Source organism: Frigidibacter sp. SD6-1, assembly GCF_030143255.1.
Classification (GTDB): Bacteria; Pseudomonadota; Alphaproteobacteria; order Rhodobacterales; family Rhodobacteraceae; genus TMP-24.
The window spans coordinates 38,252-61,908 of record NZ_JARJNR010000005.1; the positions used below are offsets into that span (position 1 = coordinate 38,252).

The window sequence follows — 23,657 nt, forward strand, 5'->3', positions numbered from 1 at the left end:
GTTCTCTCCTACTCCTCGAACGGGTCCCATTCGTCCTCGACCTCGGGCAGCGCGGTCAGCGCAGCTTCGGTCCGCGTTTCCTCGGGCGTGCGGATCGCGGTGATCTTCGCGCCCGGGAAGGCGGCGAACACCGCCTGGACGACGGGGTTCTGCAAGGCTTCTTCCTCGGCGGCGAGATAGGCGGCGTTGCGCGTCTCTGCAATGGTGGGCTGGCCACCTTCGGCGACGACAGACACGCCCCAGCGCGTGCCGGTCCAGCTTTGCAGGCGTTGGGCGAGGGTCGCGGCGAGGTCGCGCGGCGCGTCGCGGGTGGGTTCGAACTCGATCCGCCCCGGCGCGTAATGGACGAGGCGCAGATGAGTTTCGACCTCCATCAGAAGCTTCACGTCGCGGTTGGCGCGGATCAGTTCGACCACGGCGGCGAAGGTCGCGTATCGCGCGAGTGCCATCTCCGGCGCGACAGCGAGCGCGGTGGCCGCACCCGAGGCGGTCGGCGCGGCAGTCGTCACCGCGCGCGGCGCGGCATGGGTCACCGTGCCGCCCGGTGCGGGGCCGCGCCCCGTGGGGGCGGGGGCTGCGGGGCCGGGGCCTTCTGACAGGCGGCGCATCAGTTGCTCGGGATCGGGCAGGTCGGCGACATGGGTCAGCCGGATCACCGCCATCTCGGCAGCCATCATCGCGTTCGGGGCCTGCGCCACCTCCTCGATCGCTTTCAGAAGCATCTGCCACATGCGCGTCAGCACCCGCATAGGCAGGGCGCCCGCCATGGCCAGACCGCGCGCCTTCTCGTCGGGCGGCACGGTCGGGTCGTCGGCGGCCTGGGGCGTGATCTTGATCACCGAAATCCAGTGGGTGACTTCGGCCAGATCGCGCAGGACGGCCATCGGATCGGCGCCATCGGCATATTGCGCCGAAAGCTCGGCGAGCGCCCCCGCCGCCTCGCCCTTCAGGATCATGTCGAAAAGGTCGAGCACGCGGCCCCGGTCGGCAAGGCCAAGCATCGCGCGGACCTGATCCGCCGTCGTTTCGCCCGCGCCATGGCTGATCGCCTGATCGAGAAGCGATGTTGCATCGCGCGCCGAGCCTTCGGCGGCGCGGGTAATGAGCGCGAGCGCCTCGTCGCTGATCGAGGCACCTTCGGCCCCGGCGATCTTCTGCAGAAGCGCGATCATCACCTCCGGCTCGATCCGGCGCAGGTCGAAGCGCTGGCAGCGGGAAAGGACGGTAACGGGAACCTTGCGGATCTCGGTCGTGGCGAAGATGAACTTCACATGGGCGGGCGGCTCTTCCAACGTCTTCAGCAGTGCATTGAAGGCATTCGTCGACAGCATGTGGACTTCGTCGATGATGTAGACCTTGTAGCGCGCCGAGGCCGCCCGGTAGTGCACGCTGTCGATGATCTCGCGAATGTCGCCCACACCGGTGCGCGAGGCCGCGTCCATTTCCATCACATCGACATGGCGGCCTTCCATGATCGCGCGGCAGTGCTCGCACTGGCCGCAGGGGTCGGTCGTCGGGCCGCCGGTGCCGTCCGGCCCGACGCAGTTCAGCCCCTTGGCGATGATCCGTGCCGTGGTGGTCTTTCCCGTCCCCCGGATGCCGGTCATGATGAAGGCCTGGGCGATCCGGTCGGCGGCGAAGGCATTCTTCAGCGTGCGGACCATCGCTTCCTGCCCGACGAGATCGGCGAAGGTCTCGGGCCGGTATTTGCGGGCGAGAACCTGATAGCGGGTCCCGGTGTCGTCGGTCATGCGTGCCTCGGAGGGTAGGGTCCGGCGCAGTCTAGAGAAGTGCTTGGGTGGCGTAAACCGGGCAGGCCGCTCTTCGCCGCTCACAGGGCTCATCGTTTTCACGCAGCGAAGAGGGCTGTCAGGCCCGATGAGCGGCCCGATGAGTGACCTGCCCGGGCGCGTGGGGCGGTTGGGCCAGATCGTCGAGGATCGGGCAGTCGGGGCGATCATCGCCCGCACAGCGGTGCGCCAGATCGGCAAGCGTCGCGCGCATCGCGCGAAGCCGAGCGCGCGCCCGGCCGAGGAAGGCACGCTTGTGCAGGTCGTCGTCTCGGTAGCTGCGATAGCCGTTCACGGCGCGCAGGGCTTCACCGGCCCGATCTCCTCGGAGAAGCGGATGGTCTTTGCCGGTAGGAACGACCGTTCCGCGACGTCGCCGATGTTCATCGCATGTCTTCCGACCCTTCGTCCATCGCAGGCGCGATGCGGCGCAGGCGCAGCGCGTTCGTTAGGACGAAGACCGAACTGAGCGCCATCGCCCCGGCCGCAAGGACCGGGGACAGAAGCAGGCCGAAGGCCGGATAGAGAGCCCCCGCCGCGACCGGGATCAGCGCGACATTGTAGCCGAAGGCCCAGAAGAGATTTTCACGGATATTGGCCATCGTGCGGCGCGAGACCTCGAAAGCGTTGACCACGCCCCGAAGGTCGCCCGACATCAAGACCACATCGGCGCTTTCGATGGCGACGTCGGTGCCGGTACCGATGGCGATGCCGACATCGGCATGGGCGAGCGCGGGGGCGTCGTTGATACCGTCGCCGACGAAGGCGATGCGACCTGCAGCCCTGAGCGCGTCCAGCGCCTCGACCTTGCCGCCCGGCAGCACGTCGGCGACCACCCGGTCGATGCCGACCTCGGCTGCAATCGCCTCGGCCGTCTCACGCTTGTCGCCGGTGATCATCGCCACTTGCAGGCCTCGCGCCCTCAGCGCGGCGATGGCGGCGCGGCTTGCCGGCTTGACCGGGTCGGCGACACCGATGACGGCTGCGATCCGCCCGCCGATGGCCGCGAAGAGCGCGGTGCGGCCGCGCCGGGCAAGGTCGGCCTGCGCTGAGGCGAGCCGACCGAGGGCGATCCCTTCGCGGACCATCAGCCGCTCGGCGCCCACAAGCACGCTCTGGCCCGCAACCATGGCCCGCACGCCATAGCCGGTGAAGGAAGCGAAGGCCTGCACTTCGAGCCTGGGCGTGTCCTCTGCCGCCGCCCCGCGCACGATGGCCAAGGCGATCGGGTGTTCGGACCGCGCCTCGACCGCCGCGACACGCGCCAGAACGTCGGCCCTGTCGAACCCGTCGGCAAGGATCACGTCGGTCAGTTCGGGTCGCCCGCGCGTCACAGTGCCGGTCTTGTCGAGGGCGATCGTCCCGACCCCGCTCAGCGCCTGCAGCGCGTCGCCTTTGCGGAACAGGACCCCCAGTTCCGCCGCGCGGCCGGTGCCGACCATGATCGAGGTCGGCGTGGCAAGGCCCATCGCGCACGGGCAGGCAATGATCAGGACCGAGACGCCCGCGACGAGCGCATAGGTTAGCGCCGGTTCGGGCCCGAGGAGCAGCCAGACAAGCACGGTCAGTGCCGCCAGCGACATCACCGCGGGCACGAACCACAAAGTGATCCGGTCGACGAGTCCCTGGATCGGCAGTTTCGCGCCCTGCGCCTCCTCGACCATGCGGATGATCTGCGCGAGCGTCGTGTCGGCGCCGACCCGTGTGGCGCGGAAGGTCAGGCTGCCCGCGCCATTCACCGTGCCGCCGGTGACGGCCGCACCCGGCGCCTTCACGACCGGCAGGGGTTCGCCGGTGATCATGCTTTCATCGACATGGCTTTCGCCTTCGGTCACCTCGCCATCGACCGCGATCCGCTCGCCGGGGCGGACGAGCACCAGATCGCCCGCTTTCAGCGCCTCGATCTCGACCTCGCGCGGCTGGCCGCCCGCAAACACGGTCGCCGTCTTGACCTGAAGCCCCAGAAGCTTGCGGATCGCCGCGCCGGTGCGGCCCTTGGCCCGCGCCTCCAGCCAGCGGCCGACGAGGATGAGGACGACGATCACTGCGGCCGCTTCATAATAGACGGCGCGCACGCCTTCGGGCAGCAGGGGGGCGGCGAAGGTCGCCACCAGCGAATAGAGATAGGCGGCACCCGTCCCGACCGCGACGAGGCTGTTCATGTCCGGAGCGCCCGTGAGAAGCGCGGGAATGCCCTTGAGGTAGAATTGCCGCCCCGGACCGGCCAGCACGGCGGTGGTCAGCGCGAACTGGACAAGCCAGCTCGCCTCGCGCCCGATGGTCGCCATGACCAGATGATGGAAGGCCGGGATCATATGGCCGCCCATCTCCATCACGAAGACCGGTACAGCCAGCATCGCGGCGATCAGCACCTTGAACCTCAGCCTGCGCGCCTCTTCCTCCTTGCGGGTCGCCCTGTCTTCGGCCGCATCAGCCTTCGCGAGATGCGCGGCATAACCCGCGCCCTCTGCGGCACGGATCAGGTCGGCGGGCTCGATCACGCGTTCCAGAAAGGTCACCTGTGCCGTTTCTGCCGCGAGGTTCACATGCGCCTCCGTCACGCCGGGGACGGCGGCAAGCGCCCGCTCCACCCGGCCGACGCAGGAGGCGCAGGTCATGCCTTCTACCGCCAGCGTCACCGTGGCCTTCCGCGCCGGATATCCCAGCGTCTCGAGCTTCGCGGCCGCGGTCGACAGGCTTGCCGGGCCATCTGCCCGGAACCGCGCCACCTCTGCTGCAAGATTGACCGACACGTCGGAGATGCCATCGACCGATTTGAGGCCGCGATCGACCCGCGCGACGCAGGAGGCGCAACTCATGCCTTCGACAGAAAGAGAGACAGGTCTGGTCAAATCGGCCTCCGATGGGCATCCGATTGGATGAATGAGGGTTCCCGTAGCGGGAAGGTCAAGTGTCCAGGCTGATCAATCTGCCGCTATGGCCTGTCCCGGCGGCGAAGATGGTGGCGGATGGGGTGGGATTCGAACCCACGGAACCTTTCGGTTCGCCGGTTTTCAAGACCGGTGCCTTAAACCGCTCGGCCACCCATCCGTCGATGCCGCGATGACCGCAGATATCGCGGATCAGGCAGGCGGAGGCAGACCTAGCCGCTTGACGCGCCGATCACAAGCCGCTCTGTGAGAGCATGCCGTCCTGCCATACGTCCCCGATGGCTGCGAAAAGCTGCCGGTCGCGTTTCGGTGAAGTCCCGATGGCTTTTCTTGCCTGGCGTGCTGCGATACAGTCACGCGCGAAGGCGCGGAAACAGGCGCGGGCAGATCGGGCAAAGGCAGGCGGGCAGCCCCAGTTGGGTGCGGACCGGCCATATGGGTCGCATGGGCAGGATGCGCGAAGGGGACAGGATGAGCGAACCGCAATTCAGTCGGCTTGGGCCGACCGTTCTATTGGTGCTGGCGATCGCCGGCTGTCAGTTCAAGGGCGGCAGCAAACCGACCGAGCCGGTGGTGGGCGATCTTGCGGGCGAGGATGGCGCGGTTGCGACCGAGGTACCGGGCAATGCCGCCGCCGGAACTGCCGCCGCTGGCGGCCAGCGCGATGTCGAGGCGCCCGAGATCTTCTCGAAGACCGACAAGGCACTTTGGGACGGGCGTCCCTCGCTTGGCGGTATCTGGGTCGCGCATGGCGATGTGAAGGACCCCGAGCGCGTGGTGATCCGCAATCCCGCGACCGGCAAGTCGGTGACCGGCGCGCTGTTCCGCCGCGAAGTGTCGAACCCTGGGCCGAGCCTGCAGCTGTCGTCGGACGCGGCCGAGGCGCTGGGCATTCTCGCCGGGCAGCCGACGACCCTGCAGGTTGTCGCGCTGAAGCGGGTCGAGGTCGCGCCGCCCCCGCCCCCGGCGGAGCCCGCGGCAAAGGTCGCTGGCACCAAGGCGCCGCCGAAGCCCGATGCGGCCCCAACCGCTCCGGCCGTGGCCCCTGCGGCGATCGACCAGAAAAAGCTCGACCCCGTGGCCAAGACAGCGGCAGAGGCGATTGACAAGGCGGTGAAGAAGGGGGCTGCCGCACCTGCCGCAGCGCCTGCTCCTGCACCTGCCGCAGCGCCTGCGACCGCTGCGCCCGGCACCGGCGCGCCTCTCTCGGCGATCCCGGCGCAGCCTTCCGGGGCGCTGTCGAAACCCTATCTGCAGATAGGCATCTTCAGCACCGAGGAGAATGCCAAGAAAGCTGCGGCCCAGATGCAGAAGGCGGGACTTGGCGCTGTGGTGAAGCCCGAGAAGAGCCAGGACAAGACGCTGTGGCGGGTGCTGATCGGGCCCGCTGCGACCCAGGCCGAACGCGACGCGATGGTCGCCAAGGTCAAGTCGCTTGGCTATCCCGACGCCTATGCCGTGTCGAAGTAAGGAAGGACAGATCATGCGCGGGACCACTCCATTCGGCTGGCTGATCGGGGCGGTCCTGCTTGTTGTCAGCGCAATTCCTGCGCTGGCATTCGAGACCCGTGCCCGCGCCGCCTGGATCTATGACCTGACGACCGGGACGGTTCTGCTGGAAAAGAACGCTCATACGCCGCTGCCGCCCGCCTCGATGTCGAAGCTGATGACGGTGAACATGCTGTTCGAGGCTTTGAAGGACGGGCGCGTGACGCTGGATGAGCGTTTCGCGGTCTCCTCGCACGCCAAGTCGATGGAAGGCTCGACCATGTTCCTGAACGAAAGGGACAAGCCGACGGTCGAGGAACTGATCCAGGGTATCGTGGTCCTGTCGGGCAACGATGCCTGCGTCGTGGTCGCCGAAGGCCTTGCCGGGACAGAGGCCGATTTTGCTGCCAAGATGAATGAACGCGCCAAGGCGCTCGGCCTGAACGACAGCCATTTCGTCAATGCCTCCGGCTGGCCCGATCCGAACCATCTGATGAGCATGAATGACCTCGGTCACCTTGCCGTGCGGCTGATCACCGAGTTTCCGGACTATTACCATTATTTCGCGCTGACCGAATTTCCCTATGACGGGCGGTCCCCCGACAACCGCTTCAACCGCAATCCGCTTCTGAAGATGGGGATCGGCGCCGACGGCCTGAAGACCGGCCACACGTCCGAGGCGGGCTATGGCCTCGTCGGATCCGCGGTGAAGGACGGGCGGCGGGTGGTATTCGTCATCTCGGGCCTTGCAAGCGAGAAGGAACGCGCAGAGGAGGCCCAGCGCGTCGTCGACTGGGCCTTTCGGGAATTCAAGCAAAAGACCATAGCGAAACAGGGCCAGAAGATCACTGATGCGCCGGTCTGGGTCGGTTCTGCCAAGACCGTGGGCCTTGTGGTCGAAAAGGATCTGACCCTGCTTCTGCCCTCGCTCGCCCAAGGCAATCTCAAGGGCGAGCTGCGTTATTCCGGGCCGATCCGGGCGCCCGTTGCGGCGGGAACGAAGCTTGCCGATCTGGTGATCGATATTCCCGGCCACAATCCGGTCACTGTGCCGCTGGTCGCGGAAAGCGACGTGGGCGCGGGCGGCTTCATGACCCGGCTCTCGACCGCGTTCGACATCATGGCCGGGCGGCTGATCGCGCAGATCGGCAGCTGATCCTCGCATGTTCATCACCTTCGAAGGGATCGACGGATCGGGCAAGAGCACGCAGGCGCGGCTTCTGGCCGAGACATTGCGCGGCGCGGGTCACGAGGTCGTCCTGACCCGCGAACCGGGCGGCAGCCCCGGCGCCGAGGAAATCCGCCGTCTGGTCCTTGAAGGCGATCCGGACCGCTGGTCGGCGGAGACCGAGATCCTTCTCTTCACCGCTGCCCGCCGCGACCATCTGGAACGCACGATTCAACCCGCTCTGGCGGCGGGAAAGGTCGTGATTTCCGACCGGTTCGCCGACAGCACGCGCATGTATCAGGGCCTGTCGCGCGGCGACCTGAGGCCCACTGTCGACCGGCTGCACCAGATGATGATCGGCCGCGAACCTGACCTGACCTTTCTGATCGACATTGATCCGGAGGTGGGCCTCTCCCGCGCCAAGGGGCGGAACGGCCATGAGGAGAGGTTCGAGGATATGGGCCTCGACATGCAGCGACGGATGCGGGCGGGCTTTCTGGCGCTCGCCGCCGAGTTCCGCCTGCGTTTCCATGTGATCGACGGCGCCCGCGCGCCCGACATTGTCGCAGTCGACATCGCGGCGATGGCGCTTTCGGCGCTCGCCAGGCCGGACCATGACTGAGGTCACGCTTCCCGAACCCGACCGGGTCGAAGGCGCACCGCACCCGCGCGAGACCGACCATCTATACGGCCAGGGCGCGGCGGAAGCGGCCTTTCTCGAAGCCTACGGGACCGGCCGCCTGCATCACGGCTGGCTACTGACCGGGCCGCGCGGTGTCGGCAAGGCGACGCTGGCCTGGCGGATCGCGCGGTTCCTTCTGGCCACGCCGCCAGATCAGGGCGGCGGCCTCTTCGGCGATCCCGCACCCGCTCCCGCGACCCTGGACATTCCTGCCGACCACCCAGTCGCGCGGCGGATGCGGGCGGGGGCGGAACCCGGCCTCTTCGTCCTCAGGCGCGGGCCAAACGACAAGGGCGACCGGCTGTCGGCTGAGATACGGGTAGATGAGGTCCGGAAGCTGAAGAGCTTCCTCCATCTCTCCTCTGCCGACGGCGGGCGCAGGGTGGTGATCGTCGATGCGGCGGACGAATTGAACGTGGCTGCCGCCAACGCGCTTTTGAAACTGCTTGAGGAGCCGCCGGAGGGGGCGACGCTCCTCCTTGTCGCCCACCAGCCCTCGCGGCTTCTGCCGACGATCCGCTCGCGTTGCCGCGAACTCAGGCTTGCGCCGCTCGCGCCCGAAGACCTCGCAGAGGCACTTGCGGCAGCGGGGGCGGAGGGGGATGCGGTGCGGCTTTCCGTCCTGTCGGCCGGTTCGGCGGGCGAGGCGGTCCGCCTCGTCAATCAGGGCGGGCTCGAAGCCTATGAGGAGATCGTCTCGCTTTTCGCGAGCCTGCCGCGCCTTGATCGCCCCGCAGCCCTGAAGCTTGCGGAAAGTGCCGCGCAGCGCGGCGGGGCGGACACGCGGCTCGATCTTCTCCTCGCGCTCATGGACCTCTTCCTTGCGCGTCTCGCCCGCGCGGGTGTTACCGGGCTCGCAGGCCCGGAAGCGGCAGCGGGCGAAGCCGCGCTGCTCGCGCGTCTCTCGCCCCACGCCGCCGCCGCCCGCGCCTGGGCCGATCTGCACCAGACGCTCGGCGCCCGCGCCCGCCACGGGCGCGCCGTCAACCTTGACCCTGCCGCCCTTCTCCTCGATATGTTCCTGCGGATAGACCAGACCGCAGGCGCGCTTGCCCTGAGGTGAGCGCAGATGACCAGCCAAGAAACTCCCCCCCTGATCACCGACAGCCATTGTCACCTGGATTTCCCCGATTTCGAGGGCGAAACGGCTGCAATCATCGCCCGCGCGCAAGCGGCAGGCGTGCACCGGATGGTGACGATCTGCACCCGGCAGCGCGGCCTTGATGCGGTCCGCGTCATCGCCGAGGCGCATGATCCGGTCTTCTTCGCCTTCGGCATCCATCCGATGAGCGTCGTTGAGGAACCGCCGATTACGGTAGAGGAATTGCTTGCCGTCGCCGCCCATCCCAAATGCGTGGGCATCGGCGAGACCGGCCTTGATTATCACTACACGGCCGACAGCGCCGCCCGGCAGCAGGCCAGCCTACGTATCCATATCGAGGCAGCGCGGCAGACCGGCCTGCCCTTGATCATCCATGCCCGCGCGGCCGACGAGGATATGGCGCGCATCCTGACCGAGGAATACCGTCAGGGCGCCTATGCTTGCGTCATGCATTGCTTTTCCTCGGGCGCGAGGTTGGCGAAGGCCGCGCTCGACCTCGGCTTCTATCTTTCCATGTCCGGCATCGCCGCCTTCCCGAAAAGTCAGGAGCTGCGCGACATATTCGCTGCCGCGCCGGTTGACCGTGTGCTTCTGGAAACCGACGCGCCCTACCTCGCCCCGCCGCCCCATCGCGGCAAAAGGAACGAACCGGCCTACACCGCCCATACGGCGAAAGTCGGGGCCGGTCTCTACGGCCTGTCGATCGAGGATTTCGCGGCTAGGACCGAGGCGAACTTCGAACGGCTCTTCACCAAGGCCGCGGCGCGGCGGGCGGCCTGAGATGGCGCGGCTCCGCTTCACCATCCTCGGCTGCGGATCGTCGGGCGGCGTGCCGCGCATCGGCGGGCTTTGGGGCGATTGCGACCCGGCAAACCCGAAGAACCGCCGGACCCGCTGTTCGCTGCTGGTCGAACGGATCACCGACGAAGGCCGCACGTCCGTCCTGATCGACACATCGCCCGACATGCGGGCGCAGCTTCTGGATGCGAACGTCTCGACGCTCGATGCGGTCGTCTATACCCACAGCCATGCCGATCATGTCCACGGCCTAGATGATATTCGCCAGCTCGTGATCCTCAGCCGCCGTCACATGCCGGTCTGGGCCGATCCGCCGACGCAGGAGGCACTCTTCAACCGCTTCGGCTATGCCTTCGTGCAACCCGAAGGTTCCTCCTATCCGCCGATCTGCGACATGCACACGATCAAGGGCCCGTTCGAGATCGCGGGCGCAGGCGGCGCGATCCGGCTTACACCCTTCCATGTCGAGCACGGCGATATCGAAGCGCTGGGTTTCCGGATCGGCGATCTGGCCTATCTGCCCGATGTCTCCGCCATTCCCGACGCGGCGCTGCCGCATCTGGAGGGGCTGAAGGTCTGGATCCTCGACGCGCTGCGCCGCAAGCCGCATCCGACGCATTTCCATTTCGAGAGGGCGCTCGACTGGATCGCGCGGATGAAGCCCAAGCGCGCAGTGCTGACCAACATGCACAACGATCTGGATCACGCGGCGGTCGAGGCCGAGACACCCGCCCATGTCGACGCCGCCCATGACGGCATGGTGATCGAGCTGGAGGCCTGATGCAGGCGCTGTTCGAGGTCATCCTGCCGGTCTTTCTGGTGATGGGGGCTGGCTATCTGGCCACGCGGCTGGGGCTTTTCGAGGATCGCGCCGTCGATGCGCTCATGCGGTTCGCCCAGAATTTCGCGGTGCCTTGCGTGCTCTTCAAGGGCGTGGCGCAACTCGACCTCTCAAGCGCCTATGACGCCGGGCTGATGATCTCTTTCTACGCGGGCGCTTTCACCAGCTTCACGCTTGGCGCGCTCGGCGCGCGTGCGCTTTTCGGGCGGCCGGGGCCGGATGCGGTGGCGATCGGTTTCGCCGGCCTCTTCTCCAATTCGCTGCTTCTGGGCCTGCCGATCACCGAACGCGCCTATGGAACGGCGGCATTGTCCGGCAACTACGCGATCATCTCGATCCATGCGCCGATGCTTTATGCTTTCGGGATCACGATGATGGAACTGACGCGCGCCCATGGCATTGGCCTGCCGGTCGGCCAGATCGCGCGGCAGATCTTCCGGGGGATCGTGACCAATCCTTTGGTCATCGGCATCGCGCTTGGCTTCGCGGTGAACGTCTCTGGCGATCCCTTGCCGGAACCGGTCTGGGCGGGGGTCGACATGCTGGCACGCGCGGGGCTTCCGGCGGCACTCTTTGGCTTGGGCGGGGTGATGGTGCGCTACCGGCCCGAGGGCGATCTCAGGCTGGTCGCGATGATCGCGAGCTGTTCCTTGCTCCTGCATCCGGGGCTGGCCTGGTTTCTGGGAACACGGGTCTATGGGCTCGATACGGCGGCGCTGCGGTCGGTCGTGGTGACGGCCTCGATGGCGCCGGGGATCAATGCCTATCTCTTCGCCAACATGTATGGCGTGGCCAAGCGGGTGGCAGCGACGGCGGTTCTGCTGTCCACCGCGCTGTCGATCCTGACGGTCTGGTTCTGGCTGCATGTCCTGCCCTGAGGCAGGATGTTTAAGGGCGCCCGTTGCCGCGCGGGTTTTTCCGGGATAGCGAAAGGCTGATCGGAGGTGCGCATGTCGATCCTTGAAGCAAGCAGTCTATCACGCGCCCCGATGGCGGGGCTTGCGGCGGTCGGCATTTTCTGGGGCGGCTTTGCCGCCTATGTGCCCGAGATCAAGGCGCAGGTCGGCGCAAGCGATGCGGCCTTCGGCGCGGCGCTGCTCGCGCCTGCCGCGGGCGGTATCCTTGCCATGTATTTCGCCCCCGCCCTTGTCGGCCGCTTTGGCCGCAGCCTTCTGCCCGCCGCCGCGATTCTCCTGGCTCTGGCCTACTTCTTTCCGCTTCTCGCCATGACCGTCCCCGCGCTTGGAGCCGCGCTCTTCTTCATGGGGGTCGCGGTCTCGCTCGTCGATATGAGCGCCAACATGCGGATATCGGACCTTGAGGAACAGAGCGGGCGGCATCTGATGAATGTCAATCACGCGGCCTTTTCCTTTGCCTTTGCGGCGGCGGCGCTGGCGGCAAGCCTGACGCGGCGAGAGGCGATGCCCGCAGCCGTCGCCTTCCCGATCTTTGCTGCCGCGATCCTCGCATTGGGCTGGGTGATGCGCGACAGGCGCGACTGGACGGTTTCGGTGTCCGAAGCCGATCAGGCGATGCATAGCGGCCTCGCACGGCCCGTGGCGCTTGCCGCCGCCGTGCTCTTCATCACCTTTGTCGCCGAGAATGCCTGTGACAGCTGGTCGGCGCTGCATATCGAGCGGACCCTGGGCGGCGCGTCGGGCAACGGCGGGTTCGGACCGATGATGCTGGGCCTGACCATGGGGATCGGGCGGCTTTCGGGGCAGGTCGCGGCGCAGAAGTTGGGCGAGGCCGGTCTGATCTTTGCCTCGACGCTGGTCGGTATCGTGGGCGCAACGCTTCTGGCACTCGCGCCCTCCGTCGCGCTGGCGCTCGCGGGCGTTGCACTTCTGGGTCTGGGCGTCGCGGTCGCGGTGCCCTCGGTCAATTCGCTTCTGGGCAAGCGCGTGCGCGCCGCCGACCGCGGCTGGGCGATCTCGCGCGCCTGGATGATCGGGTTTACGGGCTTCTTCGTCGGCCCGACACTCATGGGACAAGTGTCGGAACTCGCGGGCCTGCGCGCGGCGTTCCTTTTGATAGCGCTCCTTCTGGTCTTGGCCCTGCCCGCCGTCACGCTTCTGGGGCGAAGCCCCGTGCTCGCCCGCGCTCAGGCGTAACGATCTTCGAATCCTTTCGGGACCAGAAGGTTGTGACGACCAAGGCCCGCAGGTGATTTTTCGCCACAGAGCGCCATGGTGATGTCGAACTCCTTTTGCAGGATTTCGAGCGCCCTGGTGACGCCTGCTTCGCCCATCGCGCCGAGGCCGTAGATATAGGACCGGCCGATGAAACAGGCACGCGCGCCCATCGCGACGGCCTTCAGCACGTCCTGACCCGAACGCACACCGCTGTCGAGATAGATCTCTGTCCGGTCGCCCACCGCTTTCACGATCTCGGGCAACATGCGGATCGAGGAAAGCGCGCCGTCGAGCTGCCGCCCGCCATGGTTCGACACAAGGATCGCATCGGCGCCGAAATCCGCCGCGCGGCGGGCATCGTCGGGGTCGAGGATGCCCTTGAGGATCATCTTGCCGCCCCACATGTCGCGGATCTTGGCGATCTTGCCCCAGTCGAGCTGCGGGTCGAACTGTTCGTTCGTCCAGCTCATCAGCGAGCGGAGATCACCCACGCCTTTCGCATGGCCGACGATATTGCGGAACGTATGACGCCGCGTCATCGCCATGCCCGCCACCCAGCGGGGTTTGGTCGCGAGGTTGATCAGGTTCTTGAGCGTCAGGCGCGGCGGCGCTGTCAGGTCGTTCTTCAGGTCCTTGTGGCGCTGGCCGAGGATCTGCAGGTCGAGCGTGAGGACGAGCGCCGAACAGCCCGCGCGCCTGGCGCGTTCTATGGCGGCGGCGACGAACTCCTCGTCCTTCATCACATAGAGCTGGAACCAGAAGGGCGCTTTCGTATGGGCGGCAATATCCTCGATCGAGCAGATCGACATGGTCGAGAGCGTGAAGGGAACGCCAAACTTTTCAGCGGCGCGGGCCGCCTTGATCTCGCCATCCGCGCATTGCATCCCCGCCATGCCGACAGGCGCGAGTGCCAGCGGCATAGCGACCTTCTGCCCAAGCATCGTGGTTTCGCTCGTGCGGCCCAGCATGTCGACCGCGACTTTCTGCTTCAGCCGAATGTCGGCGAAGTCGGAGGTGTTTTCGCGGAAGGTCTGTTCGGTATAGCTGCCGCTCTCGCAGTAATCGAAGAACATCTTTGGCGCGCGGCGGCGGTGCAGCGTCTTCAGGTCGTCAATGCAGGTGATCACGGGCATGGGCGGCTCCGGAAAATTGGTAATTTTCGATTACCAATTTTAGCGATTTCGCGCAATGGCCTTTGGGTACGTCGGCATGCTCCCGAGCGGCCGTGATCCGGCGGAGCGCCCGTTCCGGGCGCAAGCCTGTCTCTCGCGGCTTTCGCGGGGCGCGAAAGCCACTCGGGCGGGTGATTGTGAAGGCGCTGCGACCGCTCTGCCCGGTTCAGGCGGAATGCGCGCCGTCGGCGAGGCCCTTCACGAAGGCGAGGATTTCCGGCACAGGGCGCTTTTCCTCGACCATCTTGACGATGGCCGAGCCGACCACGGCGCCGTCGGCGACGGAGGCGATCGCGCGTGCGGTTTCCGGCGTGCGGATGCCGAAGCCGACGATCACGGGCAGGTCGGTCGCGGCCTTGATGCGCGCGACCTCTGGCGCGACGTCGCCGGCCTGGGCGGCGGCCGCGCCGGTGATGCCGGTGATCGAGACATAATAGACGAAGCCCGAGGTGTTCTGCAGCACCTTGGGCAGGCGTTTGTCGTCGGTTGTGGGCGTCGCGAGACGGATGAAGTTCAGCCCGGCCTTCTGGGCGGGGATGCAAAGCTCCTCATCTTCCTCGGGCGGCAGGTCGACCACGATCAGCCCATCGACCCCGGCGGCCTTGGCATCCTTCAGAAAGGTTTCGACGCCGCGCGAATATATCGGATTATAGTAACCCATCATCACGATCGGCGTCTTGTCGTCGCCCTTGCGGAAGGCGGCGACCATGTCGAGCGTCTTCTGCAGCGTCTGGCCACCCTCGAGCGCGCGCTGGCCCGCAAGCTGGATCGTCGGTCCGTCCGCCATCGGGTCGGTGAAGGGCATGCCAAGCTCGATCACGTCGACCCCGGCCGCGGGCAGCCCCTTCATCAAGTCCAGCGATGTCGCAAGATCAGGATCGCCCGCCATGATATAGGCCACGAAAGCCTTGCGCCCTTCGGCCCCGAGGGCGGCGAACTTGGCTTCGATCCGGGTCATGCGGCAACTCCAACTGGCTTTCCGGGGTAGTGCAGAAAAGCTGGCGGAAAATCAATGGGGCTGGTTCCCCGGGGGCTGTCGCTGATGCCAAGCGGTGTTGCCGCACTGAGACGATTGGGTTAGCATCACAATAGATTGGAACCCGGCAGAGGAGGATGTCATGCAGGCCATTGTCATTCACCGCGCCGGGGCGCGGACCTGAGGCGTTCGCCTTGCCATTGCCCCGATGACCCGTCAGGCAGCCGCGCGCAACGTGCGGGGCCGTTTCAGCATCTTTCAGGGGCATCCCATGACGTCATCTACGACTCTGGCCGATCTTGGCTGGACCAACCAGCTGCTCGGCCAGCTCTCAATCACGGAGCTTGAGACCCGCCTTCCTGCGCGGGTGGCCGAAGTGCACCGCGACAGGCTTGTCGCATTTTCCACGAAGGGGCCGCTGGCGCTGACCTTGCCGCCCTCGTTGTCTTCGGGCGCAGTAGCGGTCGGTGACTGGCTGATCTGTGACGAAGGCCGCCGGGTGGTCGACCGCCTGCTCGACCGCACCACTTGTCTCGCCCGGCGCGCGGCAGGCGAGACCGCGCGCGAGCAGCTTATCGCCGCGAATGTCGACACGGCTTTCCTGACCACCTCCTGCAACGCGGACTTCAACGTCGCCCGGATCGAACGTTACCTTGCGCTGATCCTCGGCGGCGGGATCGAGCCGGTGATCCTGCTGACAAAGGCCGATCTTGACGATCCTGCGCCTTACCTGGACAGGCTCCGCCCTGTCACGAGGGATGTGCCCGCACTGGCCGTCGATGCCTTTTCGCCGGACCTGATCGAAAGGCTGGCACCGTGGTGCGGCCGGGGTCGTACCCTGTGCTTTCTGGGGTCGTCCGGTGTCGGCAAGTCGACGCTAGCCACAGCACTGACCGGCCGCACGCTCACAACCGCGGCCATTCGCGAGGACGACGCCAAGGGTCGCCATACGACGACCGCGCGTTCGCTGATGCCCGCTGCGGGCGGTTGCTGGCTGATCGACACGCCTGGCATGCGCGAACTTCGGCTTCAGGGCGTGGCCGAGGGGATCGACGCGACATTCGCCGACCTGAGCGAAATTGCCCGAGAATGCCGGTTCTCGGATTGCCGGCACGAGAGCGAACCAGGCTGCGCGATCCGTGCGGCGATCGACGCGGGCGAGATTGACCGCGCGCGCCTGCATCGATGGCAGAAGCTGCAGCGGGAAGACAACTGGAACAGCGCATCGGTGGCCGAGCTTCGCGCCCGGTCCCGGAGCTTCGGGCGGATGACACGTGACGTGATGAAGCACAAGCGCAACCGATGGGAGGAAAGCTGACGATAGCCGCAAGGATAACGCCGAAACGGCTTCCATCTTCGCGCATGCTGGAATAGATCGCTCCAGTCTTTCTACAGGAGCGCGCGATGGGTTTCAGGATGGGTATCGTCGGTCTGCCGAATGTCGGCAAGTCCACCCTTTTCAACGCCCTGACGCGCACGGCGGCGGCACAGGCGGCGAACTTTCCCTTCTGCACGATCGAACCCAATGTGGGCGAAGTGGCCGTGCCGGACCCGCGGCTCGACAAGCTGGCGGCGATTGCCGGATCAAAGCAGATCATCCCGACCCGCATCACCTTCGTTGATATCGCGGGGCTGGTGCGCGGCGCCTCGAAGGGCGAGGGGCTCGGCAACCAGTTCCTTGCGAACATCCGCGAGGTCGATGCGATTGCCCATGTGTTGCGTTGCTTCGAGGATGGCGACATCACCCATGTCGAAGGCCGGATCGACCCGGTCGCGGATGCCGAGACGATCGAGACCGAGCTGATGATCGCTGACATGGAGAGTATCGAGCGTCGGCTGGCGGGCATTGCCCGCAAGATCAAGGGCGGCGACAAGGAAGCGGTGGCGCAGGAGCGGCTGATGAAGGCGGCCCTTGCCGCGCTGGAAAACGGCCAGCCCGCGCGGACCGTGACGGTCAGCGAGGACGACCGGAAGCCCTGGGCGATGCTGCAGCTCCTGACCTCAAAGCCCGTTCTCTTCGTCTGCAATGTCGAGGAAGCCTCTGCCGCGACCGGTAACAGCCAGTCCGCGCGGGTGGCCGAGATGGCGGCGCGGCAGGGTGCGGGCCATGTGGTGATCTCGGCCAGGATCGAGGAAGAACTGGCGCAGATGCCCGCCGAGGATGCGGCGATGTTCCTTGAGGAGATGGGCCTCAACGAGGCGGGCCTCGACCGGCTGATCCGTGCGGGCTACGACCTTCTGGGGCTGCAGACCTATTTCACCGTGGGGCCGAAGGAAGCCCGTGCCTGGACGATCGAGAAGGGCACGCTGGCACCGCAGGCGGCGGGCGTGATCCACGGCGATTTCGAGCGTGGCTTCATCCGTGCCGAGACGATCGCCTATGACGACTATGTCGCCGGAAACGGCGAGGCCGGCGCGCGCGAGGCGGGCAAGTTCCGGGTCGAGGGCAAGGGCTACGAGGTGAAGGACGGCGACGTCTTGCATTTTCTCTTCAACGCCTGACCGCCGGGGGCGGAAAAATCTTCGGCAAGATTTTTCCGCTTGTCGCGCGTCGGGCCGAAAAATCTTCGCGAAGATTTTTCGGCCGTACCGTCACGCCTCTTCCATCGCTTTCCGGAATTCGGCGAGCGGGCCGGGGAAATGGCAGGCGACCTGATGGTCGCCCGGGTTCAGGCGCGGCGCGTCAGCGGCGCAGCGCGCCTCGGCCCGCGGGCAGCGGGTGCGGAAGACGCAGCCCGATGGCGGGCGCAGCGGCGAGGGCAGATCGCCTTCGAGCGGGATCATGCGCTTGGCCCGTTCCGCCGCCGGATCGGGGATCGGAACGGCGGAGAGGAGCGCCTGAGTATAGGGATGCTGCGGGGCGCTGTAGAGATCGCCGCTGGTCGCTACCTCCATCGTGCGGCCGAGATAGAGCACCATCACCCGGTCGGAGATATGTTTCACCACGCTCAGATCATGGGCGATGAAGATCATCGCAAGGCCAAGCTCGCGCTGCAGCTTCATCAGAAGGTTGATGACCTGGGCCTGGATCGAGACATCGAGGGCCGAGACCGGCTCGTCGCAGATCAGAAGCTTCGGCTCGACGATCAGCGCGCGGGCGATGCCGATCCGCTGGCACTGGCCGCCGGAAAACTCGTGTGGATAGCGGTTGATCTGATTGGGCAGGAGCCCGACCTTGTCCATCATCGCCTTCACCCGCAACTTCACCTCGTCCTTCGAGAGGCCCGGGTGGTGGGTGGTCAGAGGTTCGGCGATGATCTGCCCGACCGTCATGCGCGGATTGAGGCTCGCCAGCGGGTCCTGGAAGACCATCTGGATGTCGGAGCGGTATTTCAGCATCTCGCGCGATGAGAGCGAGAGGAGGTCCACGCCATCCTCCCACACCGCCCGGCCGGTGGCGGGCACCATCTGGATGATCGCCCGGGCGAGTGTCGACTTTCCGCAACCGCTTTCGCCCACGATGCCAAGCGTCTCGCCCGGCATCAGTTCGAAACTCACGCCACCCACCGCGTGCAGTTGGAGCGGCTTGGTCCAAGGCATGTCGCCTTCACGGCTGATCTGGAACGTAACGCGCAGGTCCTCGACCTTCAGGAGCGGTATCGTCATGCCAGTTCCTCCACAGGGCGGTTGCAGGCCCGGAAGCGGCCGGGGGCAAATTCGGTCAGGGGATCGAGCGCGACCGTGCAGCGGTCGATCTCGAACTCGCAGCGCGGCGCGAAGGGGCAACCCTTCGGCGCGCGCATCATGTTGGGCGGCGTGCCGGGGATCGAGGCCAGCTCCTCGCCCTCCTGATCGACGCGCGGAAGCGCGTGCAGAAGGCCGCGCGTATAGGGGTGGGAGGGCGCGGCAAAGACCGGATCGACCGGGCTTTTCTCCATCACCTGGCCGCCGTACATCACCATCACCTCGTCGCAGAAACCCGCCACCACGCCGAGGTCATGGGTGATGAGGATCGTGGCCATGCCGAAATCATGGCGCAGGTCGCCCAGAAGCTGCATGATCTGCGCCTGCACGGTCACGTCGAGCGCGGTCGTCGGCTCGTCGGCGATGAGAAGGTCGGGCTTGCACAGAAGCGCCATGGCGATCATCACCCGCTGCCGCATGCCGCCGGAAAACTCGTGCGGGTAAAGCCGGAAGCGGCCCGCCGCATCGGGGATCTTCACCGCGTCCAGCATGCGGACACATTCCTTCGCCGCCTGATCCTTGCTCATCCCCTTGTGATGAAGAAGAACCTCCATCATCTGGTCCGAGACCCGCATGTAGGAATTGAGCGAGGTCATGGGATCTTGAAAGATCATGCCGATCTTGTTGGCGCGGACCCGGTTGATCACTGAGGGCGGGGCATTCAGGATCTCCTGCCCGTCGAAGCTGACCGATCCGGTCGCACGGCCGTTCTTGGCCAACAGCCCCATCACGGCAAAGGCGAGCTGGCTCTTGCCCGATCCGCTTTCGCCAACGATGCCAAGTGCGCCGCCGCGTTCGAGCGACAAGGTGATGCCGTTCACGGCATTCACGACGCCGTCATTGGTGCGGAACTGGACGCGCAGGTCCTTGATGTCGAGTAGAGCCATGTCAGCGGTCCTTGGGATCGAGCGCGTCGCGCAGACCGTCGCCGACGAAGAAGAAGGCGAACTGGGTGAGGACAAAAAAGGCAAGGGGCGCATTCAAGGACCAGAGGTAACCATAGCGCATCGTACCCGCACCTTCTGCAATCAAGGCGCCAAGGCTAGTCACCGGCGGGGCAGGCCCAAGTCCTAGAAAGCTAATGAAACTTTCGGTCAGGATCATGTCTGGCACGAGCAACGTGGCATAGACAGCAACAATACCCAAAAGATTGGGGACGATATGGCGCAGGATGATCTTCCATGCCGGCACGCCCGCCGCCTGTGCGGCCTGGATGAATTCCTTGTTCTTGAGCGACAGGGTCTGGCCCCGCACAATCCGTGCCATGGAGAGCCACGACAGAAGCCCGATGCCGACAAAGAGCATGAACAGCGACCGACCGAACATCACCAGCAACAGGATCAGAACGAACATATAGGGTATTGCGAGGAGGATATCGACGATCCGCATCATGATCTGGTCGGTGCGGCCGCCGACATATCCAGCGGTGGCGCCGTACAAGGTTCCAACGATGACTGCGATAGCCGAGCCAACGATACCGACAAAGAGCGAAATGCGCGTTCCGAATGCCGTGCGGACGAACACGTCAAACCCGTCATTGTCGACGCCGAAATAGTGACCGCTCTCCCATGACGGCGCACCAAGTTCTGCCGCATGGCCCATGATCATGAAGTCGGCGGTGTCGTACGCATAAGGTGAAACGTGAGCAGCAGCCAATGCATAGAGCGTAATTACGATCAGCAGGATCAAGCCCCCAACCGCCGCCTTGTTCCGTATGAATCTGCTGCGAGCATCCGCCCAAAGCGAACGGCCTTTGACTTCATCTGCGGCCAGCCGTTCGGCCAGTGCGCTCATGTCGATTGAACTCAAAACCATGGCTCAGTACCTGATCTTGGGGTCGATCCAGGCGTAGAGGATATCGACCAGAAGGTTGAAGATGATGGTGAGGACACCGACGAGGAGCGTGATGCCCATCATGACCGCGTAGTCGCGGTTCAAGGCACTGTCGACGAAGGCCTTGCCGATGCCGCCGGTCGAGAAAAAGCTATCGACGACGACAGACCCGGTGATCATGGCCACGAAGGCCGGCCCGAGGTAGGAAATCACCGGGATCAGCGACGGTTTCAGCGCGTGGCGCAGGATGACCTTGTGTTCCGGCAGGCCCTTGGCGCGGGCGGTGCGGACATGGTTCGAGGTCAGGACCTCCAGCATCGAGGAGCGGGTGATCCGCGCGATCGAGGCCATGTAGCTGGTGGCAAGCGCGATCACCGGCAAGATGACGTGGCTGATCTCGCCACCCTCCCAGCCGCCGGCGGGCAGCCAGCCAAGCCAGAGCGCGAAGACAAGGACGAGGACCGGCGCCATCACGAAGTTCGGCAGCACCTGCGCGCCGATCGACAGGCCGACGGCAAAATAGTCGATCAGGCTGTTCTGGCGGACGGCGGCAACGACGCCAAGCGTCACGCCCGTGACAACGGCGACCACGAAGGCGATCGAGCCGTAGTAGAGCGTGACGGGGAAGCCCTGGGCGATGATCTCGTTCACATCGCGGTCCTTGTAGACGAAGGACGGGCCGAAATCGAAATGGGCAATGATGCCCCAGACATAGGAAACCATCTGCCGCCAGAGCGGCTGGTCAAGGCCGTATTTGGCGTTGAGGTTTGCCAGCACTTCCGGGGGCAGCTTCTTTTCATAGGTGAAGGGCCCGCCCGGGGCGGCGTGCATCAGAAGGAAGGACAGGACCATCAGGACGAGAAGCGTCGGGATGGCCACCACCAGACGTTTGATGATGTAGGAAAACATGAAAGACCCCCATGCGCGCGGGAAATGGCCGAAAGCGGCCCCCGAAATTCGGGGGCCGCCTCGGTCAGAAGATCAGATGATCACTGGGCGACGCGGTAGAGGTCTTTGGCGTACCAGGTCTGCTGCACGTTGTTCTGCGGCAGGCCCTTCAGGTCCGACTTGATCATGTCGACCTTGGCATAGTGGTAGATCGGGATGATCGCCATATCCTTGGCCAGGATTTCCTCGGCCTTCGTGTAATCCGGGCCGGGATCGGCCGCGGTCTTCGCGTTCTTCAGGAGCGCGTCATACTCGGCGTTGGCATATTTCGCGTCATTGTTGCCCGAATAGCTGGCCCAGAGGTCGAGGAAGGTCGAGGCCTCGTTATAGTCCGCGCACCAGGCGTAGCGGGCCATCTCGAAGTCGCCGGCATTCATCTTGTCGGTATGGACCTTCCATTCGAAGTTCTGCGGGGTCATCTCGACACCCAGCTTCTGCTTCCACATCTGCTGGACGGCGACCGCGATCTTCTGGTGGGCTTCCGAGGTGTTGTAGTTCAGCGTGATCTTCAGCGGGTTTTCCGGGCCGAAGCCGGCTTCCGCCAACAGCGCCTTTGCTTTTTCGTCGCGCTCGGCCTGGGTCCACTTCGAATAGTCGATTTCGGGCATGGTGAAGCCGTTCATCGCCCAGTGGGTCCAGCTGTAGGCGGACTTCTGGCCGCCCTGCAGGATGTTGTTCACCACGATATCGCGGTCCAGCGCATAGGACAGCGCCTCGCGCACGCGCACATCCTTCAGCGCCTCGTTGCCCTTACCTTCGGCGAGGTTGAAGATATAGGTGTAGGAACAGGAATAGGGGGTCGAGGTGGCCTCGTCCGGGAACTCTTCCTTCAGACGGGGATACTGACCTGCCGGAACGATGGTGCGGTCAAGCTCGCCCGCCTCATAGCGGGTCAGCGCCGCGTTCTCGTCGTTGATGGTCAGGCCGGTGACCGGCGACATGACAGTTTTCGCGGCATCCCAGTAGCTGTCGCTCTTCTCCATCACGATCTTTTCGCCGACGATATGGTCCTTCAGCGTGTAGGCACCGTTGCCGACATAGTTGCCGGGCTTGGTCCAGTCGGCGCCGAACTGTTCGACCACCTTCTGGTTGACCGGGAAGACCGACGTATGCGTCAGCATCTTGGGGAAGTAGGGCAGCGGCGCGAGGATCTTCACTTCCAGCGTGTGATCGTCGATCGCGGTGACGCCCAGTTCCTCGGGCTTCTTCTCGCCGGCGGTGATTTCGGCGCCATTCACCACCTGCATCAGTTCCATATACCAGGCATATTCCGACGCGGTCGCCGGATCGGCCAGGCGGCGCCAGGCATAGACGAAGTCACCCGCCGTCACCGGATCGCCGTTCGACCATTTCGCTTCGGGGCGCAGGTGGAACGTATAGGTGGTCTTGTCTTCCGACAAATCATGGCTCAGTGCGACGCCCGGCACCAGGTTGCCGTCGCCGTCTTCGTTATAGAGGCCCTCCATCAGCGAGCGGACCGCGTCGCTGTCCTCGACCGACGAGACGATCTGGGGGTCAAGCGACTTGATCGCGTCGAGCATCCAGTAATTGTAGGCTTGGTTCTCGGCCAGCGCGGTGCCCTCGGGCACGTTCGCGGCAACCGCCGGGATGGCAAGCGTGGCGCTGAGAATGGTGGAAAGTAGCAGCCTCTGTTTCATAGGGGCCTCCCTTGTTATCTGGTGGGTCGCGTGCCTGTCCCGCACTGCGAAAGTGCGAGGAGAGTAGTCGCCTCACGCGGTGTGACAAGCATATTTCGGTGCAGTCTGCCGCAAACCTTGCGTCAATATGACGGAGAGATCGGTCATATTGCGCCCGAGGTCGGATGTCCTGTTTGCGACGGTTCAGGGTGACCTAACGTCCACTCGCGGTTGATTCCCTGAAAACAATCCATTCCCGCATCGGGCGCAATCGGCCCGATCTCCGCCATTTTTGGGCCATTTCCGGCCGGTAGGACAGGTTCAGGGGCGCAGAAGGGCGGATTGAAATGAAAATTCTGGCTATGCTTTTGGCGCCATTCTCGCGCCGCAAGTCCGAAGAGGCTGACACATTTGAACTGCGCCTCCAGTCGCTTGAAAAGGCCGAACAGCGCCGCCGCCGTACGGCGAAGGCGCAGCCTGACCTCTTCCGCCGCGCCCGTATGGCCGCCTGA

The 23,657-nt window shown here is 65.3% G+C and carries 20 protein-coding genes, 1 tRNA gene and 1 pseudogene; 11 read left to right on the plus strand and 11 right to left on the minus strand.

All coding sequences use genetic code 11. The features are described from left to right. Positions 1-8: 8 nt before the first annotated feature. From P0645_RS10395 to P0645_RS10410, 4 genes and pseudogenes are all read right to left on the minus strand, one after another. On the minus strand, positions 9-1,751 hold the full coding sequence (locus tag P0645_RS10395) for a DNA polymerase III subunit gamma/tau (protein ID WP_284164512.1): 1,743 nt from the start codon (positions 1,749-1,751) through the stop codon (positions 9-11). 118 nt (positions 1,752-1,869) lie between these two features. Further along, a pseudogene (locus P0645_RS10400) lies at positions 1,870-2,177 on the minus strand (MerR family transcriptional regulator). Further along, positions 2,174-4,642 (minus strand): heavy metal translocating P-type ATPase, encoded by a 2,469-nt coding sequence (locus P0645_RS10405; RefSeq protein ID WP_284164513.1) that lies wholly within the window; start codon positions 4,640-4,642, stop codon positions 2,174-2,176. Before P0645_RS10405 ends, P0645_RS10400 begins: the two are co-directional and overlap by 4 nt. Positions 4,643-4,753: 111 nt before the next feature. Then, a tRNA-Ser gene (locus tag P0645_RS10410) sits at positions 4,754-4,841 on the minus strand. 311 nt (positions 4,842-5,152) lie between these two features. Between P0645_RS10410 and P0645_RS10415 the strand changes: the two genes are divergently transcribed. From P0645_RS10415 to P0645_RS10450, 8 genes are all read left to right on the plus strand, one after another. Beyond that, positions 5,153-6,151: an SPOR domain-containing protein gene (locus tag P0645_RS10415; protein ID WP_284164514.1), complete on the plus strand. Its 999-nt coding sequence runs from the start codon at positions 5,153-5,155 to the stop codon at positions 6,149-6,151. A gap of 13 nt (positions 6,152-6,164) precedes the next feature. Further along, a complete protein-coding gene (locus P0645_RS10420; protein WP_284164515.1) occupies positions 6,165-7,325 on the plus strand; it encodes a D-alanyl-D-alanine carboxypeptidase family protein in 1,161 nt (386 codons plus the stop codon). A 7-nt stretch (positions 7,326-7,332) separates the two neighbouring features. Continuing rightward, entirely contained in the window at positions 7,333-7,959 is a 627-nt protein-coding gene (tmk, locus tag P0645_RS10425) for a dTMP kinase (protein WP_284164516.1), read from the plus strand. Next, the gene (locus P0645_RS10430; RefSeq protein ID WP_284164517.1) at positions 7,952-9,082 is read left to right on the plus strand and encodes a DNA polymerase III subunit delta'; all 1,131 of its coding nucleotides are present in this window, start codon (positions 7,952-7,954) and stop codon (positions 9,080-9,082) included. The genes tmk and P0645_RS10430 overlap by 8 nt, the downstream gene beginning before the upstream one ends. Positions 9,083-9,088: 6 nt before the next feature. Then, positions 9,089-9,901 carry a TatD family hydrolase gene (locus P0645_RS10435; RefSeq protein ID WP_284164518.1) on the plus strand — a complete coding sequence of 271 codons (813 nt, stop codon included), beginning with the start codon at positions 9,089-9,091 and terminating at the stop codon, positions 9,899-9,901. A gap of 1 nt (position 9,902) precedes the next feature. Beyond that, the gene (locus P0645_RS10440; RefSeq protein ID WP_284164519.1) at positions 9,903-10,700 is read left to right on the plus strand and encodes an MBL fold metallo-hydrolase; all 798 of its coding nucleotides are present in this window, start codon (positions 9,903-9,905) and stop codon (positions 10,698-10,700) included. Beyond that, positions 10,700-11,638: an AEC family transporter gene (locus tag P0645_RS10445; protein WP_284164520.1), complete on the plus strand. Its 939-nt coding sequence runs from the start codon at positions 10,700-10,702 to the stop codon at positions 11,636-11,638. The genes P0645_RS10440 and P0645_RS10445 overlap by 1 nt, the downstream gene beginning before the upstream one ends. 72 nt (positions 11,639-11,710) lie before the next feature. Further along, positions 11,711-12,874, plus strand: coding sequence for an MFS transporter (locus P0645_RS10450; RefSeq protein WP_284164521.1), 1,164 nt, complete (start codon positions 11,711-11,713; stop codon positions 12,872-12,874). Here P0645_RS10450 and P0645_RS10455 read toward each other — a convergent pair. Next, positions 12,865-14,028: an alpha-hydroxy acid oxidase gene (locus P0645_RS10455; RefSeq protein ID WP_284164522.1), complete on the minus strand. Its 1,164-nt coding sequence runs from the start codon at positions 14,026-14,028 to the stop codon at positions 12,865-12,867. The two genes, P0645_RS10450 and P0645_RS10455, sit on opposite strands and share 10 nt — an antisense overlap. Positions 14,029-14,233: 205 nt before the next feature. Further along, a complete protein-coding gene (gene trpA, locus P0645_RS10460; protein ID WP_284164523.1) occupies positions 14,234-15,025 on the minus strand; it encodes a tryptophan synthase subunit alpha in 792 nt (263 codons plus the stop codon). A gap of 289 nt (positions 15,026-15,314) precedes the next feature. Here trpA and rsgA point away from each other — a divergent pair, with 289 nt between their 5' ends. Both rsgA and ychF read left to right on the plus strand, forming a co-directional pair. Continuing rightward, a complete protein-coding gene (gene rsgA / locus P0645_RS10465; protein WP_284164524.1) occupies positions 15,315-16,361 on the plus strand; it encodes a ribosome small subunit-dependent GTPase A in 1,047 nt (348 codons plus the stop codon). A gap of 86 nt (positions 16,362-16,447) precedes the next feature. After that, on the plus strand, positions 16,448-17,545 hold the full coding sequence (gene ychF, locus P0645_RS10470; protein ID WP_284164525.1) for a redox-regulated ATPase YchF: 1,098 nt from the start codon (positions 16,448-16,450) through the stop codon (positions 17,543-17,545). Positions 17,546-17,635: 90 nt separating this feature from the next. On the opposite strand, the gene P0645_RS10475 is transcribed toward ychF, so the two are convergent. The 5 genes from P0645_RS10475 to P0645_RS10495 form a co-directional block, all read right to left on the minus strand. Continuing rightward, the gene (locus P0645_RS10475) at positions 17,636-18,649 is read right to left on the minus strand and encodes an oligopeptide/dipeptide ABC transporter ATP-binding protein (RefSeq protein WP_284164526.1); all 1,014 of its coding nucleotides are present in this window, start codon (positions 18,647-18,649) and stop codon (positions 17,636-17,638) included. Then, positions 18,646-19,614 carry an oligopeptide/dipeptide ABC transporter ATP-binding protein gene (locus tag P0645_RS10480; RefSeq protein WP_284164527.1) on the minus strand — a complete coding sequence of 323 codons (969 nt, stop codon included), beginning with the start codon at positions 19,612-19,614 and terminating at the stop codon, positions 18,646-18,648. The genes P0645_RS10475 and P0645_RS10480 overlap by 4 nt, the downstream gene beginning before the upstream one ends. 1 nt (position 19,615) lies before the next feature. Next, on the minus strand, positions 19,616-20,521 hold the full coding sequence (locus P0645_RS10485) for an ABC transporter permease subunit (protein ID WP_284164528.1): 906 nt from the start codon (positions 20,519-20,521) through the stop codon (positions 19,616-19,618). A 24-nt stretch (positions 20,522-20,545) separates the two neighbouring features. Beyond that, positions 20,546-21,469, minus strand: coding sequence for an oligopeptide ABC transporter permease OppB (gene oppB / locus P0645_RS10490; protein WP_284164529.1), 924 nt, complete (start codon positions 21,467-21,469; stop codon positions 20,546-20,548). An 80-nt stretch (positions 21,470-21,549) separates the two neighbouring features. After that, the gene (locus tag P0645_RS10495) at positions 21,550-23,166 is read right to left on the minus strand and encodes a peptide ABC transporter substrate-binding protein (protein ID WP_284164530.1); all 1,617 of its coding nucleotides are present in this window, start codon (positions 23,164-23,166) and stop codon (positions 21,550-21,552) included. Between the two features lie 326 nt (positions 23,167-23,492). Between P0645_RS10495 and P0645_RS10500 the strand changes: the two genes are divergently transcribed. Beyond that, complete coding sequence (locus P0645_RS10500; RefSeq protein WP_284164531.1) at positions 23,493-23,657, plus strand: hypothetical protein; 165 nt, start codon at positions 23,493-23,495, stop codon at positions 23,655-23,657.